This is a genomic window from Thermicanus aegyptius DSM 12793, from assembly GCF_000510645.1.
Taxonomy (GTDB): Bacteria; Bacillota; Bacilli; order Thermicanales; family Thermicanaceae; genus Thermicanus; species Thermicanus aegyptius.
On record NZ_KI783301.1, the window covers coordinates 451,647 to 469,963 of the forward strand.

Annotated in this window: 14 protein-coding genes; 13 read left to right on the forward strand and 1 reads right to left on the reverse strand. The window is 49.8% G+C overall.

What is annotated here, in order from left to right; genetic code table 11:
* The first annotated feature begins 20 nt into the window (after positions 1-20).
* The 7 genes from THEAE_RS0102400 to THEAE_RS0102430 all read left to right on the forward strand — a co-directional run bounded on the left by THEAE_RS0102400 (position 21) and on the right by THEAE_RS0102430 (position 10,042).
* Complete coding sequence (locus THEAE_RS0102400; RefSeq protein ID WP_028986399.1) at positions 21-3,434, forward strand: DNA polymerase III subunit alpha; 3,414 nt, start codon at positions 21-23, stop codon at positions 3,432-3,434.
* Between the two features lie 80 nt (positions 3,435-3,514).
* Positions 3,515-4,753 (forward strand): NADP-dependent malic enzyme, encoded by a 1,239-nt coding sequence (gene ystJ / locus THEAE_RS0102405; RefSeq protein ID WP_028986400.1) that lies wholly within the window; start codon positions 3,515-3,517, stop codon positions 4,751-4,753.
* Positions 4,754-4,797: 44 nt separating this feature from the next.
* Positions 4,798-5,652, forward strand: a complete 855-nt coding sequence (gene accD / locus THEAE_RS0102410) for an acetyl-CoA carboxylase, carboxyltransferase subunit beta (protein ID WP_028986401.1) — start codon at positions 4,798-4,800, stop codon at positions 5,650-5,652.
* Position 5,653: 1 nt separating this feature from the next.
* Entirely contained in the window at positions 5,654-6,631 is a 978-nt protein-coding gene (locus tag THEAE_RS0102415; RefSeq protein WP_005588099.1) for an acetyl-CoA carboxylase carboxyltransferase subunit alpha, read from the forward strand.
* A 181-nt stretch (positions 6,632-6,812) separates the two neighbouring features.
* Entirely contained in the window at positions 6,813-7,772 is a 960-nt protein-coding gene (gene pfkA / locus THEAE_RS0102420; RefSeq protein WP_028986402.1) for a 6-phosphofructokinase, read from the forward strand.
* A gap of 12 nt (positions 7,773-7,784) precedes the next feature.
* Positions 7,785-9,542, forward strand: a complete 1,758-nt coding sequence (gene pyk, locus THEAE_RS0102425) for a pyruvate kinase (protein ID WP_028986403.1) — start codon at positions 7,785-7,787, stop codon at positions 9,540-9,542.
* 80 nt (positions 9,543-9,622) lie between these two features.
* Positions 9,623-10,042, forward strand: a complete 420-nt coding sequence (locus tag THEAE_RS0102430) for an acyl-CoA thioesterase (protein ID WP_005588102.1) — start codon at positions 9,623-9,625, stop codon at positions 10,040-10,042.
* Between the two features lie 43 nt (positions 10,043-10,085).
* Here THEAE_RS0102430 and ytvI read toward each other — a convergent pair whose 3' ends face one another.
* The gene (gene ytvI, locus THEAE_RS0102435; protein WP_028986404.1) at positions 10,086-11,189 is read right to left on the reverse strand and encodes a sporulation integral membrane protein YtvI; all 1,104 of its coding nucleotides are present in this window, start codon (positions 11,187-11,189) and stop codon (positions 10,086-10,088) included.
* 136 nt (positions 11,190-11,325) lie between these two features.
* Here ytvI and citZ point away from each other — a divergent pair, with 136 nt between their 5' ends.
* The 6 genes from citZ to phoU all read left to right on the forward strand — a co-directional run bounded on the left by citZ (position 11,326) and on the right by phoU (position 18,226).
* Entirely contained in the window at positions 11,326-12,441 is a 1,116-nt protein-coding gene (gene citZ, locus THEAE_RS0102440) for a citrate synthase (RefSeq protein ID WP_005588104.1), read from the forward strand.
* A gap of 63 nt (positions 12,442-12,504) precedes the next feature.
* On the forward strand, positions 12,505-13,794 hold the full coding sequence (gene icd, locus THEAE_RS0102445) for an NADP-dependent isocitrate dehydrogenase (RefSeq protein WP_005588105.1): 1,290 nt from the start codon (positions 12,505-12,507) through the stop codon (positions 13,792-13,794).
* 89 nt (positions 13,795-13,883) lie between these two features.
* Positions 13,884-14,816 (forward strand): malate dehydrogenase, encoded by a 933-nt coding sequence (mdh, locus tag THEAE_RS0102450; RefSeq protein WP_005588106.1) that lies wholly within the window; start codon positions 13,884-13,886, stop codon positions 14,814-14,816.
* 180 nt (positions 14,817-14,996) lie between these two features.
* Entirely contained in the window at positions 14,997-15,704 is a 708-nt protein-coding gene (locus THEAE_RS0102455; protein WP_028986405.1) for a response regulator transcription factor, read from the forward strand.
* Positions 15,701-17,491 (forward strand): two-component system histidine kinase PnpS, encoded by a 1,791-nt coding sequence (pnpS, locus tag THEAE_RS0102460; RefSeq protein WP_028986406.1) that lies wholly within the window; start codon positions 15,701-15,703, stop codon positions 17,489-17,491. The genes THEAE_RS0102455 and pnpS overlap by 4 nt, the downstream gene beginning before the upstream one ends.
* Positions 17,492-17,566: 75 nt before the next feature.
* A complete protein-coding gene (phoU, locus tag THEAE_RS0102465) occupies positions 17,567-18,226 on the forward strand; it encodes a phosphate signaling complex protein PhoU (protein ID WP_005583315.1) in 660 nt (219 codons plus the stop codon).
* Positions 18,227-18,317 lie beyond the last annotated feature (91 nt).

The following is an 18,317-nucleotide window of genomic DNA, read 5'->3' on the forward strand; positions in this document are numbered from 1 at the left end:
GCATGGAAGGGGGGATGAAGATGAGCCGCTATTGCCATTTGCATGTCCACTCGGAATACAGCTTGTTAAAAAGTGCCGCCCGCATCGAGGAGCTGGCCTCCCAGGCTGCCCGGATGGGGATGAAGGCATTGGCCCTTACAGATTTTGATGCGATGTATGGCATCATCCCTTTCTACCAGGCATGTAAGCGGGTGGGTGTAAAGCCGATTCTTGGATTGGAAATTTCAATGTCTCGAAAGGGAGGAGAGAAAGAATCGATTTTTCCTCTTGTCCTTTTGGCAGAGACTTATGAAGGATATCAAAACTTGATGCGTTTATCTACCCTGGCCCATTTAAAGGAAGAGGCTCCTCCCTTTCTTCACTTGGAGGAACTGAAAGCTCATTCCCGGGGAATCATCGCCTTGAGCGGCTCTGTGAGAGGGGAGATCCCACAGCTACTCCTCGCAGGCAAATTTACAGAGGCGTTCATGGCCGCTTTAGAATTGATGGAGCTTTTCGGGAAAGGAAATTTTTATCTCTCTCTGGAGGATCATGATCTTCCGCCGGAGAAGAAGGCGAACCATTTGCTCATTCAGCTTTCCCAAAGGACAGGCATCCCTATGGTGGTGGCCCATGAAGCTTATTATGTACATAAAAGAGAAGCGAAGGTGCAGGATGTATTGAGCGCCATCGGAACCGGCAAGAAACTGACCGATCCCAGCCGGGAACGCCTTCTGACCGAACAATATGATTTAAAAAGTGAAGAGGAGATGGTGGAACGTTTCAGTTGGGTGAAAGAAGGACTGGAGAACAGTGTAAAGATTGCGGAACGGTGCCGGGTGGAGATTCCTTTCGGGAAATCAATCCTCCCTTCCTTTCCCTATCCGCCGGGGAAAGACGGCCCTGAAACCCTTCGCTCCCTCTGTATGGAGGGGGTGAGAGAACGATACGGAGACCCTCCTCCTGCCCGGGTGATGGATCGTCTAACCTATGAACTCTCGATCATTGAGCAGATGGGGTTTACCGATTATTTCCTTATCGTTTGGGATTTTATGAAATATGCTCATGAGAAGGGAATCCCAACAGGTCCCGGGAGGGGATCGGCGGCAGGGAGCCTGGTCGCCTATGTGTTAAAGATTACAAATATTGATCCGCTGAGGTATAATCTCTTCTTTGAACGGTTTCTCAATCCGGAGCGGATCTCCATGCCGGATATCGACATCGATTTTGCGGACGATCGCAGGGATGAGATGATTGAGTACGTTTCGAAGAAATATGGAGCGGACCGGGTGGCCCAGATCATCACGTTTGGGACGATGGCGGCGAGGGGAGCCGTGCGGGATGTAGGCCGGGTGATGAATTTTCCGTATACCATGGTGGATCAGGTGGCAAAGTTAATTCCCGCCTCCCTGAATATGACGTTGGAGAGAGCGCTGGAAGAGAGCGAGGAGTTGCGGGAATGGGTGAAGCGGGATGATCAGGTAAGGCTTCTCATCGAGATCGCCCGCTCCATCGAAGGGCTTCCCCGCCACGCTTCCACCCACGCCGCGGGGATCGTCATCGCCAAAGAACCGTTGACCCACTATGTACCCCTTCAGAAAGGAAGCGAAGGGGGAACCCAAACCCAATACCCCATGGAAGTTCTGGAAGAGCTTGGACTCTTAAAGATGGATTTTTTGGGTTTACGGAATCTCACCATTATCCAACAGACCGTAGAGGAGATCTTTCATCTCACCGGGAAGAGGGTCGATCCTTCCGTATTTCCAAAAAATGATCCAAAAACGTATGAACTTTGCTCCCGGGGAGAGACCACCGGCGTCTTCCAATTGGAGTCGGTGGGAATGAGAAATGTGTTGAGGGAACTTAAACCTAGCCGATTCGAGGATTTGGTCGCTGTTCTCGCCCTTTACCGCCCGGGCCCCATGGAGAATATCCCCCTTTACATCAAAGGGAAACAAGGGGAGATCCCGGTTACCTATCCACACCCTTCCTTGGAAGAGATTTTAAAGGAAACCTATGGGGTGATCGTTTATCAGGAGCAAATTATGCAGATCGCTTCCACCATGGCGGGTTACACCTTAGGAGAGGCAGACCTTCTCCGCCGCGGGGTGGGGAAGAAGAAGAAGGAGATCCTGGATGCGGAGAGGGATCGTTTTGTAAAGGGGGCGATTATGAAAGGATATGAGGAGGAGACGGCCTTATCTGTCTATGACCTGATCGTTCGCTTTGCCAATTATGGCTTTAATAAAAGCCACTCCGTCGCCTATGCCGAGGTCGCTTACCAAATGGCGTATCTAAAAGCAAACTATCCCCTTCCCTTCATGGCTGCCCTGTTGGCCAGTGTGATGGGAAATCACGTAAAAATCTCCGAGTATGTGGAGGAGTGTGGGCGGATGGGAATAAAGGCCCTTCCTCCCCATATCAATAAAAGCAAAATGAGCTTTACGGTGGAGGAAGGGGGGATCCGTTTCGGATTGATTGCCATAAAGAATGTGGGGTTGCAGGCCATCCGTAACATTTTAGAAGCAAGGGAAGAAGGTGGTGATTTTTCGGACCTTTATGATCTGATTCGCCGGACCGATCCACGCACGGTAAACCGGCGGGTCTTAGAGTCCCTCATCCAAGCAGGGACGCTTGATCCCCTTCCCGGGCACCGTGCCCAGAAATTAGCCGCTTTGGATGAACTCATCGAGTTTGCTCACGGAGAGAAAAGGGAAAAAGAAGAGTTTACTCTTTTTTCAGGAGATGAGCCCCTTCTCCCGCCTCCCCTTCCGGAGATCGAACCTTTTACGAAAGATGAGCTTCTCTCGCTGGAGAGGGAATATTTAGGGCTTTCCCTATCAGGACATCCCCTGGATGAATTTGGGCCGATTCTATCCCATCCTAAAGTAACGCCGATCGCACAACTTCCTTTTGCCGATTCAAAGGAAAAGGTTTTCGTCGCCGGTGTGATGCGGGGATTGAAGCCGATCTCCACCCGCAAGGGGGAACCGATGGCTTTTGCACGCTTAGAGGATAAGAGCGGCAGTGTGGATGTCATTTTTTTCCCAAAAATTTACGCAGGAATTCGTTTTACGGTAAAGGAAGAAGCGCTTCTTCTGGTGGAGGGAAGGGTTCAAAAGGAGGAGGAAAGTGTAAAGCTGGTCGGTGAGCGAATATGGAAATTAAAAGATCTCCTTCCGAAATTTTTGGAAGGTAGGGGAGGAGGAGATCTTTTCCCGGGGCGCAGGGTTTATATCAAGATCACGAAAGCCCATAAAGTAACCCATAAGGTGGAAAAACTTGAACGGCTCCTTCTCACCTATCCAGGGGATACCCCCATTCTGCTTTATGACGAGGAAGAGAAAGTGACGAAACAGTTATCGGCCAAATATAACGTAACCCCATCCCTCGCCTTGATCCGAGAAGTGGGGAATCTATTGGGCCCACAAAGCATTGTTGTCAAAGAGAATTAGCATGTTATAATGAAGGAGTCATGATGGAGAACGTGTAAAGATAAGGGTTGAGATGAGGATGAGAGAAGGAGTGAGGGGTTGTGGCTAATCTTCGCCTTGAGGCACTTAGGTTGCATCGGATTCATCAAGGGAAAATGGAGGTTACTTCCAAGGTCGAGTTAAAGACCGCAAGGGACTTAAGTCTCGCTTATTCTCCCTGGGTGGCGGAGCCTTGCAAGGAGATTTATGAAGATAAAGAAAAAATGTATGAATACACCATTAAAGGGAATTTGGTTGCGGTGGTTTCCAATGGGACCGCGGTTCTTGGTCTTGGGAATATCGGCCCGGAAGCGGCGATGCCGGTGATGGAAGGGAAAGCCCTCCTCTTCAAAAACTTTGCCGGGGTGGACGCCTTTCCTATCCTGCTTAATTCGAATGACGTAGATGAAATCGTACGGACGGTGAAGATACTGGAGCCTACGTTTGGCGGCGTCAATCTGGAAGATATCGCTGCGCCAAAATGCTTTGAAATCGAAGAACGGTTAAAAAGGGAATGTAACATCCCTATTTTTCATGATGATCAACATGGAACCGCGATCGTTACTTTGGCGGGATTGATCAATGCCCTGAAGGTGGTTGGAAAGTCCCTGACCGACATTCGGGTGGTGGCTAATGGAGCCGGGGCAGCCGGGGTGGCCATCGTTAAGCTCCTCTACAAGGTGGGGGTGAGGGATATCATCATGTGCGATACAAAAGGGATCATCTATGAAGGGCGCCAGGAAGGAATGAATCCTGTCAAAGAAGAGATTGCCCGTCTAACCAATCGGGAGAAAATGAAGGGGACGCTTGCCGACGCGATGAAAGGAGCAGATCTCTTCGTAGGCGTCTCTGTGGCCGGGGCGGTTACCAAGGAGATGGTGGCCTCCATGAACCGAGATCCGATCATCTTCGCCATGGCCAATCCGGTGCCGGAAATCATGCCGGAGGAAGCGAAGGAGGCAGGAGCAGCCGTCATTGGAACCGGGAGGTCGGACTATCCGAACCAGGTAAATAATGTACTCGCCTTTCCGGGTATTTTCCGGGGGGCATTAGATGTCCATGCGACGAATATAAATGAAGAGATGAAGTTGGCGGCGGCTTATGCCATTGCAGAGTTAATCAAACCGGAAGAACGATCCCCTGATTATGTCATCCCCAATCCTTTGGACCCGAGGGTGGCGGCCAATGTAGCGGAGGCCGTGGCGAAGGCAGCGATGGAAAGCGGTGTCGCAAGGAGAACGGTGGATCCTGAGGAGATCCGAAAACGTACGCTTCATCTATCCCGTGTTGCGAAGGAATAAGGGTTTCATGTAATCTTCATCTATCCGGAAGGAGATAATTTTTAATGGCCCTGAAGGATTTTTTCGGTAAAAAGAGATATGCCACCATTCCTTCACCCCAGGTGAAGAAAGAGGTACCTGAGGGGATTATGGTGAAATGCAAAAAATGCGGCGCCATTATATATAATAAAGAACTGGAGCTAAATCTTAACGTTTGCCCAAAATGCCAATACCATTTCCCCATATCAGCCCAGGAAAGAATTCGAATCACCTTAGATGACGGCCATTTTTTTGAATATGATTCGGACATGCGTTCCTCAGATCCCCTTCATTTCCCCGATTATCCGCAAAAGATTGCGGCTGCCATGGAAATGACGGGATTAAATGAAGCGGTCCTTACAGGGGAAGGCACCATCAAAGGCTTCCCCGTCGTCATGGCGGTGATGGATTCACGCTTTATTATGGCGAGCATGGGTTCGGTCGTCGGGGAAAAAATAGCCCGGGCGTTAGAAAATGCGGCCATGAAAAAGTACCCGCTCCTCATTTTCTCCGCTTCCGGAGGAGCACGGATGCAGGAGGGGATGTTTAGCCTGATGCAAATGGCGAAAACCACCGCCGCTCTTCACCATTTTCAGCAAGGGGGTGGGTTATACATCTCGGTGATGACCCATCCTACCACGGGGGGAGTATCCGCCAGTTTCGCCATGCTGGGCGATTACAATTTTGCCGAACCGGGTGCTTTAATCGGCTTTGCGGGCCGCAGAATTATTGAACAGACCATTCGCCAGGAACTGCCGGAGGATTTCCAAACCGCAGAATTTCTTTTAAAACACGGACAATTGGACCGCGTTATTCCCCGCCGGGAAATGAGAGAAACTTTGGCAAAGATCCTGGAAATCCATGCGGTAAGGAGGAGATAAAATGGCGGTTTACCTTCCTTTCGAAAAGCCTTTGGCCGATCTCAAGGCAAAGATCGAGGAATTAAAACATTTTTCCCGGGAGAAGGATCTTAACCTCTCCGAGGAGATCGCACGGCTGGAGGAGAAGGCGGCACGCCTCACCCAGGAGATTTATGGAAACCTCACTCCTTGGCAACGCGTTCAGATTGCCCGCCATCCTGAACGTCCTTCCACGTTGGAGATTATCCATGCCCTCTTTACCCACTTCGTAGAGTTGCACGGTGATCGGTTTTACGGGGATGACCCCGCCATGATCGGAGGGATTGCCCTCTTCGAAGGTGAACCGGTAACCGTGATTGGCCACCAGAAAGGAAGGGATACCAAGGAGAACCTTCGCCGCAATTTCGGCATGCCCCATCCCGAGGGATACCGGAAAGCGCTTCGACTCATGGAACAGGCCGAGAAGTTTGGACGGCCGATCATCACTTTTCTCAACACACCGGGAGCTTACCCGGGGATGGCGGCTGAAGAACGGGGGCAGAGTGAAGCCATTGCCCGGAATCTTTGGAAAATGGCCGGTTTCCATGTGCCCATTCTGACCATCGTTACCGGAGAAGGGGCGAGCGGGGGCGCATTGGGGATCGGAGTGGGGAATCTTCTCTACATGCTGGAAAATGCTTGGTATTCCGTCATCTCCCCGGAGGGAGCCGCCGCCCTCTTATGGAAGGATGCGGGCCAAGCTCAACGGGCGGCGGAGACCATGAAAATTACCGCCCAAGATCTTTTCGACTTGGGCATTTGTGACCGCATCATTCCCGAGCCGATGGGAGGCAGCCACAAGGACCCGTCTTGGCAATTTGAAGCCATCCGGGAAGCGATTCGGGAGGGCTTATCGATCCTCCGCTCCTATTCGGGAGATGAATTGGTCCGGCACCGATATGAGAAATATAAGCGGATTGGGCATAACCTCTCCCTTTTTCCTCAGGGAATCAATGAGTGAAATATTTCACATAGTTGTCAAAGCCGTTGACGGCAAATCGTGCTACCCTTAAGCAGGGAGCTTTTTTATAAACCGAGTTAGGGGCCCCCGAAACCGAAAAGCTTCAAAGATGATCCTGTCATGGATTATGTTTTCATGAGAAAGAAACCATACTTTTAAAAGAGGTGGAAGAGAGATGACGATGAAAAGAATTGGCGTGCTTACGAGCGGCGGGGATGCCCCCGGGATGAATGCGGCGGTTCGAGCGGTGGTGAGGAAAGGGATTTACCATGGTTTAGAAGTTTATGGAATTTACCATGGATATCAGGGGCTGATGGAAGGAAAGATTAAGAAGATGGATGTGGGTTCCGTTGGAGATATTATTCAACGGGGTGGAACGATCCTTCAAACCGCCCGGAGCGAGGAGTTTAAGACACCGGAAGGGCAGAAAAAGGCGATTCAAAGACTGGAGGAATTTGGGATTGAGGGACTGGTCGTCATTGGAGGCGATGGTTCGTTTAGGGGAGCTCAAAAACTCTCCCATCAGGGGATAAAAACGATTGGGATCCCCGGAACCATCGACAATGATATTGCATTTACCGATTTTACCATCGGATTTGACACGGCCATCAATACCGTGATTCAGGCGATTGATAAAATCAGGGATACGGCCACTTCCCATGAACGCACCTTCGTGATCGAGGTGATGGGAAGGGATGCAGGGGATATTGCCCTCTGGGCCGGTCTTGCAGGGGGAGCGGAATCCATCATCATACCGGAGGATCCTTTTAACATGGATGAGATTGTCGATCGCCTCTTAAAGGCAAAGGAGCGGGGCAAGAAACATAGTATTATTGTGATCGCCGAAGGTGTGATGAGCGGGGTCGAGTTTGCGAAAAAGATCCAAGCTTTGACCGGTTTTGAGACGAGAGCCTCTGTTCTTGGTCATATCCAGCGGGGTGGAAGTCCCACCGTTTTTGACCGGGTTTTAGCAAGCCGACTGGGAGGGTATGCGGTGGAACTTCTTCTGGAGGGCGTTACTGGCCACATGGTAGGCATTCAAAGCAATCGATTAATTCATGAAGATTTTGATATTGCCCTCGCCCAATCCCACCGCGTTGATCCCGGGATGGTCCAGTTGGCAAAAGAGATCTCTTTATAAGGAGTGGATGGAATGAGGAAAACGAAAATCGTATGCACGATCGGCCCTGCCAGTGAAAAACCTGAGGTTTTAAGGGATCTCATTACACTCGGTTTAGATGTGGCCCGCCTTAATTTTTCCCATGGCACGTACGAGGAACATGGGGCAAGGATTAAATTAATTCGAGAAATCTCAAAAGAATTAGGGAAAGATGTAGCGATTCTCCTCGATACGAAGGGGCCGGAGATTCGGACCATCGATGTAGAAAATGGAGCGGTGGAGCTTATCCCTGGTGAAGAGATCATTCTTACCACGGAAGAGATCCTGGGAAACGCCAAACGGGTCTCCATTACATATAAGGGCTTGCCGGACGATGTGGAGGCAGGCAGCAGAATACTGATTGATGATGGTACTTTGGAATTGGTTGTGGAAAAAGTGGTAGGCGGCGAGATTTATTGTCGAATCATCACGGGGGGGATTCTTAAGAACCACAAAGGTGTCAATGTGCCGGGTGTGAAGGTTCGCCTGCCGGGGATTACGGAGAAGGATGCGGAAGATATCCGCTTCGGCATTGAACAGGGGGTTGATTTTATCGCCGCCTCATTCGTGAGGAAGGCGGCGGATATCTACGATATTCGTAAAATCCTGGAGGAGCATGGCGCCGATATTGAGATCATCGCAAAGATCGAGAGTGAAGAAGGGGTACAAAATGCAGAGGAGATCTTGGCCGTCTCCGATGGACTCATGGTCGCTCGGGGGGATCTTGGGGTGGAGATCCCTGCTGAAGATGTGCCCCTTATACAGAAGCGGCTGATCGCCATGTGCAACGCGGCAGGGAAGCCGGTCATTACCGCCACCCAAATGCTCGATTCCATGCAGCGGAATCCCCGACCCACCAGGGCGGAAGCGAGTGATGTGGCCAACGCGATTCTGGATGGGACCGATGCCATCATGCTCTCCGGGGAAACCGCGGCCGGGAAATACCCCCGTGAGTCGGTTCGTACCATGGCGCGAATTGCGGAACGGACCGAATCTGCTTACGGGCGTGAACTGGCGGTGCGGGAAAGGGGAAAAAATGCTTCCATGGTTACCATCACCGGCGTAATAAGCGAAGCGGTGGCCAGAGCAGCCGTAGATCTTCAAGCGGCAGCGATTCTTGCCCCGACCGAAAGCGGTTATACCGCCCGCATGATTTCGAAAAACCGTCCCAATCTCCCGATTCTCGCCGTAACGCCCCATGGAAAAGTGATTCGTAAGCTGAAGCTGGTCTGGGGCGTATATCCCATTCGCTATCAAAATGAGCAGAAGAGCACCGATGAAATGATGGAACAAGCAGTGGAGTTGGCTTTGGAGAGCGGGATGGTGAAGCGGGGAGATCTCATCGTGATAACCGCCGGAGTTCCATTAAGGGAACCGGGCACGACAAATCTCATGAAAATCCATGTGATCGGTGACGTGATTGGTAAAGGCCAGGGCATCGGAAACCAAATCGTTACCGGGAAAGTGGTCACCATCACCGATCCTAAGGATTTGAAAGGAAAAGAGACGGAAGGAACCATTCTCGTTACAAAGGCCACCGACCAGGATATGATGGAGATTATCGGAAAGGTAAAAGCCATCGTTACCGAAGAAGGAGGGTTAACATCCCATGCGGCCATTGTAGGAGTTAGCATGGGAATTCCGGTCATCGTGGGCGTGGAGAAAGCGACGGAGATCCTAAAAGATGGGTTGGAAGTTACGGTAGATGCCTCCCATGGTCATATCTATATCGGACAAGCCAAGGTGCTGTAAATGACGGGAATCGTAAATGTTCAGGAGTGTACATGGGGCAAAAGGAACGATTGGACTTTCATTTATAGGGGGGAGGATAGATGAGGCGGGAAGAAACGAAGATCCGGGTTCGCTATGGGGAGACCGACCAGATGGGGGTTGCCTACCACGCCAATTATTTAACCTGGTGTGAGATCGGCCGAACGGAATGGATTCGGTCTTTAGGCTACCCCTATTCCGAATTTGAGAAGAGAGGCGTGTTACTTCCCGTCTTAGAAGCCCATCTTTCTTACCTTCTCCCTGCGCGATACGATGACGAGGTGACCGTCGATACCTGGCTCTCCTTCTACACAGGGGTTCGTTTAACGTTTTCCTATGAAATTTTCCGGAAGGAGATGAGCGGAGAGAAAATTCTCCTTGCATCAGGGTATACGAAACATGGGTGGGTAAATCGGGATTTCCGCCCCGTCCCTCTAAAAAAGATCTGGCCTGAGGTGGATGCTGTGCTCAGAGCGTTATGACCCGTTCGTTGCTAAAACTTTGGTTCCTCCATGAGGTGAACGATTAGATTTTCTCCTGGATATAATTCCATAGATCATGAAAGAAGCCCGCCCGATATAGGGAAATCAGAAGGATCAGGACGAAGGGTGCCAAGAGAAAGCCAAGAAAGCCAAACCACTGAAACCCTAAAAAGAGGGCCATCATGGTAAGGATGGGGGCAAGTCCCAGGGAATTTGCGACAAGCCTGGGTTCCAGGAACTGCCGCAGGAAGGTGATGAGGATAAACAAGGCGGCAAGACCGATGACCAAGGAATGGCTGCCGGTAAGGAAAAGATAAAATAACCAGGGGAGAAAAAGGGTGCCTACCCCGACAAAGGGGATCAGATCGAAGAAACCGGCGATGATTCCTAAGAGAAAAGCATATTTTAGCTGAAGAAGAAGGAGCCCCAACGTAGTCGCAAGAGCGGTCAGGGTTGCGAGAAGTAGTTGAGCTTTTCCATATTCCAATACACCTTCTTTCAGCACCCTTCCCAACTCCTTCATGCGGATTCGGAAGGCCCGTGGGGTTCTTTCTTTCAACCACCCGATCCATTGAGGAAGATCAAGGCTGATGAAAAAAGAGGCGAGGAGGGAAAGAAAAAAGGCGGCAGCAGTCTGTGGAAGACGGAGGAGAAGGGAAAGAAATCCTTCCAGGAAGCGTTGAATCAAAGAGAGCATATATTCTTCTCCCCGGTTGGCCCAATCGGCCAGCTTTCTTTTTATCTCTTCTTCTCCGGCCGGGTGAAAAGTGGAATACCAAGAGATCAGATCATCGTAGAAGCGTTGCCAACGTTCTTCGGGGAAGAGGGAGAAAAGAAGGCGTATAAAGCGGTCTATGTCACGGGGAACCTCCACCGCAAAGATCAATAACTCAGAAGTGATACGGCCGATGAGATAGGTGATCCCACTCCCCAGCAGCAAGAGAAAGAGAAGGAGGATGATGAAAACAGATAACCAACGTGGTAAATGTGTATATATCACTACTCTTTTCACAATTGGTTCAAACAAAATAGAAAGGATCGCCCCGAATAAAAAGGGAAATAAGTATTGAACAAAAACGATAATTAGCAATGCCGCAAGGAATAAGGCCCCTGCAAGGATCCCTAACCTTTTCAAAGAGATTCTCATCGGCCCCCCTCTTTTCGTTTCATTCTGCGAACCTCTTTTTTAAAATTTCCTTCACAAAATCGTAAGAATCATTTATTATATAGGTAGTAAATAAGTATTCTACTTTGTCCAACAATATGAAGAAGGAGTGATCCAATTGACGACCACCAAGGGACTTGAAGGAGTAGTCGCCGCTACCTCCGAAATTAGCTCGATCATTGACGGTGTTCTTACCTATCGCGGGATTAACATTGATGATTTGGCTGAACACGCAGAATTTGAAGAAGTGATCTACCTCCTATGGCATGGGAAATTGCCGAATCGTACACAACTGGATGAACTTAAGAAGGCGCTGAATGAAAACGCACCCATCCCGAACGAAGTGATTCAGATGATGAAACTCTCTCCAAAAGAGGTTCATCCCATGGCTCTCTTGCGAACCGCGTTATCTGCCCTCTCCCTTTATGATGAAGAAGCCCAGGACATGAGTGAAGCAGCCAATCTGCGCAAGGCCACCAAGCTGGTTGCCAAGATGCCCACCCTGGTGGCTGCCTGGGGTAGAATACGCAATGGAGAAGAACCGATCGCTCCCCGGCCTGATTTTGGTTACGTCCAAAACTTTTTGTATATGTTAAGTGGAAAAGAGCCGGATGAAGTAGCCATCCGTGCCTTTAATACGGCGATGGTACTTCATGCCGACCATGAGTTTAATGCCTCCACCTTTGCCGCCCGCGTGACGGTCGCCACCCTCTCCGATATTTATTCAGGCGTCGTTGCGGCCATGGGTGCACTGAAAGGACCTCTCCACGGAGGAGCGAATGAGCAGGTGATGGCGATGTTGGAGGAGATTAAAATTCCTGAGCGGGTAGAGGAATATATTACCAATAAATTGAACAATAAAGAGAAAGTGATGGGATTCGGTCACAGGGTTTACAAGGATGGAGATCCTCGTGCAAAACATCTCCGCAGGATGTCCGAAAACTTGGCCCAATTGACCGGCGATTACAAATGGTACCGGATGTCGGTCATGATCGAAAAGCTTGTCTACGATTTGAAAGGTCTCAAACCCAATGTAGACTTCTACTCCGCTTCGGTTTACCATAGCTTGGGGCTTCCACGGGATCTCTTCACCCCCATCTTCGCCATCAGTCGTATGTCCGGATGGACAGCCCATATTTTGGAGCAATATCGAGATAATCGCCTCATTCGTCCCCGGGCCGAATACACCGGACCCGTCAATGTGAAATATATCCCCGTCGAACAACGGGCTTAAGTCGTGTTCCCCTCCACTTTTTATGTCATAAGGGAATCGCTTGCGAAGGAGGAATTTTAGAAAATGTTCCAGTACCTAGAAGAACCAAGGGCAGGAGAACGTATTACCATTGAAGGGGGCAAGCTTAAGGTTCCTAACCACCCCATTATCCCCTTTATCGAGGGTGACGGAACGGGCCCGGATATTTGGCGCGCAGCAGTACGCGTTCTTGATGCGGCTGTTGAGAATGCCTATCGGGGAGAAAGAAAGATTCACTGGTTTGAAGTTTATGCCGGGGAGAAAGCCTATCATCGGTTTGGGGAATGGCTCCCGGAGGATACCTTGCAGGCTATCCGCCATTACCTGGTAGCCATCAAGGGACCCTTAACCACTCCCATCGGCGGGGGCATCCGTTCCCTTAATGTGGCGTTGCGGCAGGAACTGGACCTGTACGTCTGCTTGCGTCCTGTTCAATATTTTGACGGGGTCCCCTCGCCCGTTCGCCATCCGGAATTGGTTGACATGGTCATCTTCCGTGAGAATACGGAAGATATTTATGCCGGAATCGAATGGAAGGCCGGAACGGAAGAGGTCCGGAAGGTGATCCGCTTTCTCCAAGAAGAAATGGGCGTAAAGAAAATCCGTTTCCCTGAGACTTCCGGAATCGGGATCAAACCGGTTTCCGAGGAAGGAACGAAGCGATTGGTGCGGGCGGCCATCCGATACGCATTGGAAAATGGACGCAAAAGCGTTACCCTCGTCCACAAAGGAAACATCATGAAGTTTACGGAAGGGGCATTTAAGAATTGGGGGTATGAAGTGGCGGAGCAGGAATTTGGGGATCATGTATTTACTTGGGCACAATATGATCGAATCAAAGAAGAGCAAGGAGTCGATGCGGCGAATACGGCACAGAAAGAGGCCGTTTCATCGGGCAAACTGATCATCAAAGATACGATCGCCGATATCTTCCTCCAGCAGGTCCTTACCCGTCCGGAAGAATTTGATGTGGTGGCCACGATGAACTTAAACGGAGATTATATGTCCGATGCCTTGGCTGCCCAAGTGGGGGGGATCGGGATCGCTCCGGGAGCCAATATCAATTATGTGACGGGACATGCCATCTTCGAAGCCACGCATGGAACGGCGCCGAAATATGCCAATTTGGACAAAGTAAATCCTTCCTCCGTCATTCTCTCGGGAGAGATGATGTTGCGCTACATGGGGTGGACGGAAGCAGCCGATCTCATCATTTCGGCGATGAAGAAGACCATTTCTCAAAAAACGGTAACTTATGATTTCGCCCGCCTGATGGAAGGGGCCCAAGAGGTTAAAACTTCCCAATTCGGGGATGCCTTGATTCAAAACATGTAATCTTTAACGTTTAAACGCGGTATTACCAGTTCGTGACGGAAATCATCCGCCCTCCGGGCTGATTCATAATAGAAAGGATGAGAGAAGAAATGGCGCGTAAAAAAATTACCGTCGTAGGAGCCGGTTTTACCGGTGCGACAACCGCTTTGATGCTGGCACAAAAGGAATTGGGAGATGTCGTCCTGGTTGATATCCCCAACATGGAGAATCCGACCAAGGGAAAAGCCCTCGACATGTTTGAGGCTACGCCTGTCATCGGAGTGGACAGCCGGATCATAGGGACCTCCAGCTATGAGGAGACGAAGGATTCGGACCTCGTCATCATCACCGCCGGAGTTGCCCGGAAACCGGGGATGAGCAGGGATGATCTGGTGAACATCAATGCAAAAATCGTCGCCTCCGTTTCCGAGCAAGTTGCGAAGTACTCCCCCAACACGTTTGTTCTGGTACTCTCCAACCCCGTGGATGCCATGACCTATGTTGCCTACAAGACGACGGGATTTCCGAAGAATCGGGTTTTCGGCCAATCCGGGGTGCTCGATACCGCCCGTTTCCGGTCCTTCGTCGCCGAAGCCCTGCAGGTATCCGTCCAAGATGTGACGGGATTTGTTCTGGGGGGCCATGGGGATGATATGGTGCCCCTCGTCCGTTACTCTTATGTGGGCGGTGTACCCTTAGAAAAATGGATGCCCAAAGAGAAGATCGACGCGATCGTAGAACGCACCCGTAAAGGTGGCGGGGAAATCGTCAACCTTTTAGGAAATGGGAGTGCTTACTATGCACCTGCCGCTTCTCTCGTAGAGATGGCGGAAGCCGTTCTCAAGGACAAGAGGAGGATTCTCCCCACGGTCACCTATCTGGAAGGTGAATACGGGTATCATGATCTCTTCTTAGGGGTTCCGGTCATTCTGGGCGGGAACGGGGTAGAAAAGGTGATCGAACTCGAACTGAATCGGGAAGAAAAAGAAGCCCTTGACCGCTCCGTCTCTTCTGTTCAAAAGGTTTTAGCCGTATTAGCTTAAGAGAAAGTACTCACATGCACAAGAACAGGAACAAAAGGGTCTGTCCCACCGGGCAGGCCCTGCTTGTACATAACCGGAAATGCTGAATAGGTCTTTTCCCTTGTCTAGCAGAATGAGAGACTTTATAATAAAAAATGAAAAAAATGAAGTAAAAGAAATGTGGGAGAAAGGATGACTTCGGTGAAGAAGATCCTAGCGGTAGACGATGAGCCTTCCATCCTTACGCTGCTTAAGTTTAACCTCGAAAAAGCCGGCTTTGAAGTGATTACGACGGAAGATGGGTGGGAGGCCATCTCTTTGATCCAAACGGAAAAACCCGATCTTGTCCTTCTTGACCTCATGCTGCCGAGCATCGACGGAATGGAGATCCTGAAGAAGATACGTCAGGAAAAAAATAATGTTCCTGTTGTCATGCTGACGGCCAGGGGAGAGGACTTGGACCGGATTTTAGGTTTAGAGCTGGGAGCCGATGATTACATCACCAAACCCTTTCTGATACGGGAAGTGGTAGCCCGGGTGAAGGCCATTCTTCGCCGCACGATAGGCAATGTTTATTCGGAAGAGGACGAAACGATCCAAATCGGCGATCTTTTAATTCATACGGAACGATACGAAGTTTACCTGAAAGGGGAACCGATCGAACTCACCCCGAAAGAATTTGAGCTCCTTCTTTACCTGGCCAAAAACAGGGGCAGGGTCTTAACCCGGGAGCAGCTTCTCAATAAGGTATGGAATTACGATTTCATGGGAGATTCCCGCATCGTGGATGTCCATATTAGCCATCTCAGGGAAAAAATAGAGGAAGACCCCAAACAGCCCCGTCATATCCGCACCGTTCGGGGATTAGGCTATAAATTTGAAGATCGAAACGAGGAGCAATCTCTATGAAGAGCTTACGATTTCGCCTCACCGCAGGCTTAATCCTGATGATCGGCCTGTTGCTCTTCGCCCTTGCCATTTACAATGGGAGAGTGTTGGAAGAGACCGTGATGAATCAATTGGAGGTTCGGTTGGAAAAGGAGGCGAATCTCTTAGCAAAGAGCGTCGATTGGCCGGCGCTCTTTCTCCGTTTAGATACCCTCAATTCGGAGCTGAGGCGGTTCTCATCGGCCGACGATGTTCGCATTACCCTGATCTCTCCAACCGGGGAGGTGTTGGGGGATTCCCATGCGGATTACAAAAAAATGGGCAACCATGCGAATCGGGAAGAGATCCTACAGGCAAAAGAGAGCGGATTAGGGAAATCGATCCGATGGAGCGATACGATGGGGGAGCGATTGATCTATGTGGCAATCCCCCTGGAGCGGGGGGGAGAGAGGATCGGTTATCTCCGCCTTGCCTATTCCGTAGAGCAGATCAAAAGAGTGGTTTATCGGGGTTGGATCGCCCAAGGAGTGGTTTTTCTCGTCGCCCTCTCTCTTTTCTCGCTTCTTAGCTCCCGTCTGGCTGGAAACATAAGCAGGCCGATCGAAAAAATGACGAAAGTGGCTAGGGATATTATGAAGCGTAAATTTGGGACCACCGTCCAAGTGGAGGGAACCGGAGAAATCGCCGATCTTTCCAGGGCCATTAACTTTATGTCGGTCAGTCTGGAACAGCAAGTGAAAAAGATATCGGAAGATGAAAAACGCTTTAATGATGTGATGAGAAACATGGTGAGCGGTGTCATCCTGGTCAACGAAAAAGGGAGGATTCGGCTTGCCAACCGGGCGGTTTCCATTATGCTGGGGATCGAGGAGGAGGAGATGATCGGCCACCTCCACATTGAGGCGATTAAGAACTTCGCATTAAGCCAGTTGATTGATCGGGTTTTCGAAAAAAAAGAGAAAGTCCGGGGAGAAATCAATATCTATTACCCGGAAGAGAGGGTATTAGACATCAATATTGCCCCTCTTTTTAGCGACGATGAGCATTTAAGCGGTGCCGTGCTGGTTCTCCATGATATTACCGACATCCGGCGTCTGGAGCGGGTTCGTAGTGAATTCGTGGCCAACGCATCCCATGAGTTAAAGACGCCGGTCACCTCCATCAAAGGATTTGCAGAGACCCTTTTGGATGGGGCGATGTATGAAGAAGAGAGTTTAAAGTCTTTTCTTACGATTATTTATAACGAAAGCGAGAGACTGCAAAGGCTGATCCAGGATATCCTTGATCTTTCGAAAATTGAACAAAAAAAATTGCCGTTGGAGTTGAAAAAATTCTCCATTTATAGTTTAATCGAAGAAATAGTTCCTAATGTGCGAAGGGAGATCGAAAAGAAAGGAATTAAATTCCGGAATGAAATCCCACCCCATCTCCTGATAGAAGCAGATTTTGATCGGACAAAGCAGATCTTTTTAAATCTCATCCAGAACGCAATTCAGTACACGCCGGATGGGGGGGAGATCTCGGTGACTGCCGTGGAAGGGAAGGAAGGGGTAACGGTTCAAGTGGCGGACACCGGAATCGGAATTCCTGCGAAGGATCTCTCCCGCATCTTTGAACGCTTTTATCGTGTGGATAAAGCGCGCTCCCGTCACTCGGGAGGAACGGGTTTGGGTCTTGCCATAGTGAAGCATCTGGTAGAATCTCACCAAGGAAAAATCTGGGTGGAAAGCGAAGAAGGAAAGGGGTCAAGGTTTTACGTATTATTTCCCGGGAAAAGAGAAGAGCAACACCTGCCTATTTTTCCCTGAATAAAATCCTCTTTTCTCTCATACGTTAATACATGTTTTGCGTTAGGGTGAAGTCAGAAGAAGGAGTGAAAAACGATGGTAAGGAGAAGACAATTTGATGAACAATTGGAAGACCTTCATCGGGATCTTGTAGCGATGGGGACACTGGTGGAAGAGGCGATCCATAAATCTCTCAAATCGGTGATCGAAAAGGATATCGCTCTCGCAGAGCGCGTGATTGCAGATGATGCCCGGATTAATGACCTGGAATTAAAGATAGAAAAGGGATGTTTCTCCACCATCGCACTTCAGCAGCCCTTAGGCAGCGATCTGCGCCGGATCGGAACCATGTTAAAAGTGTCAACCGATATTGAACGGATGGGAGATCATGCGGTAACCATTGCAAAGGCGGCGATTCGCTTGCAGCGGGAAATCTATGTGAAACCGCTGGTAGATATTCCGAAACTGGGAGAGCTGGTAAAAAAGATGGTGCGTGAAGCGTTGACCGCTTATATTTCAGGAGATGTAGAGGAGGCGAGAAGAATCGCCAAGGGGGATGACGAGGTAGACCATCTCTACCGGCTCATCATCACAGATGCCATCGACATCATGTCAAGCAATGAAAAACTTGCCAACCAAGGATCCCAATTCCTCTTTATCGCCCAGGCGCTGGAGCGAATTGCCGATCATGTCACCAATGTATGTGAATGGATCAATTACATGAAAACCGGAGAAATCAAGGAGTTCAATAATTGATGGAACTTCTTTAAAGAACATTCCATGGAGCAGAAAGAGAAGCCGAACGGCTTCTTTATTTTTGTCCACTTCATTCTTCTCATGGGAAATG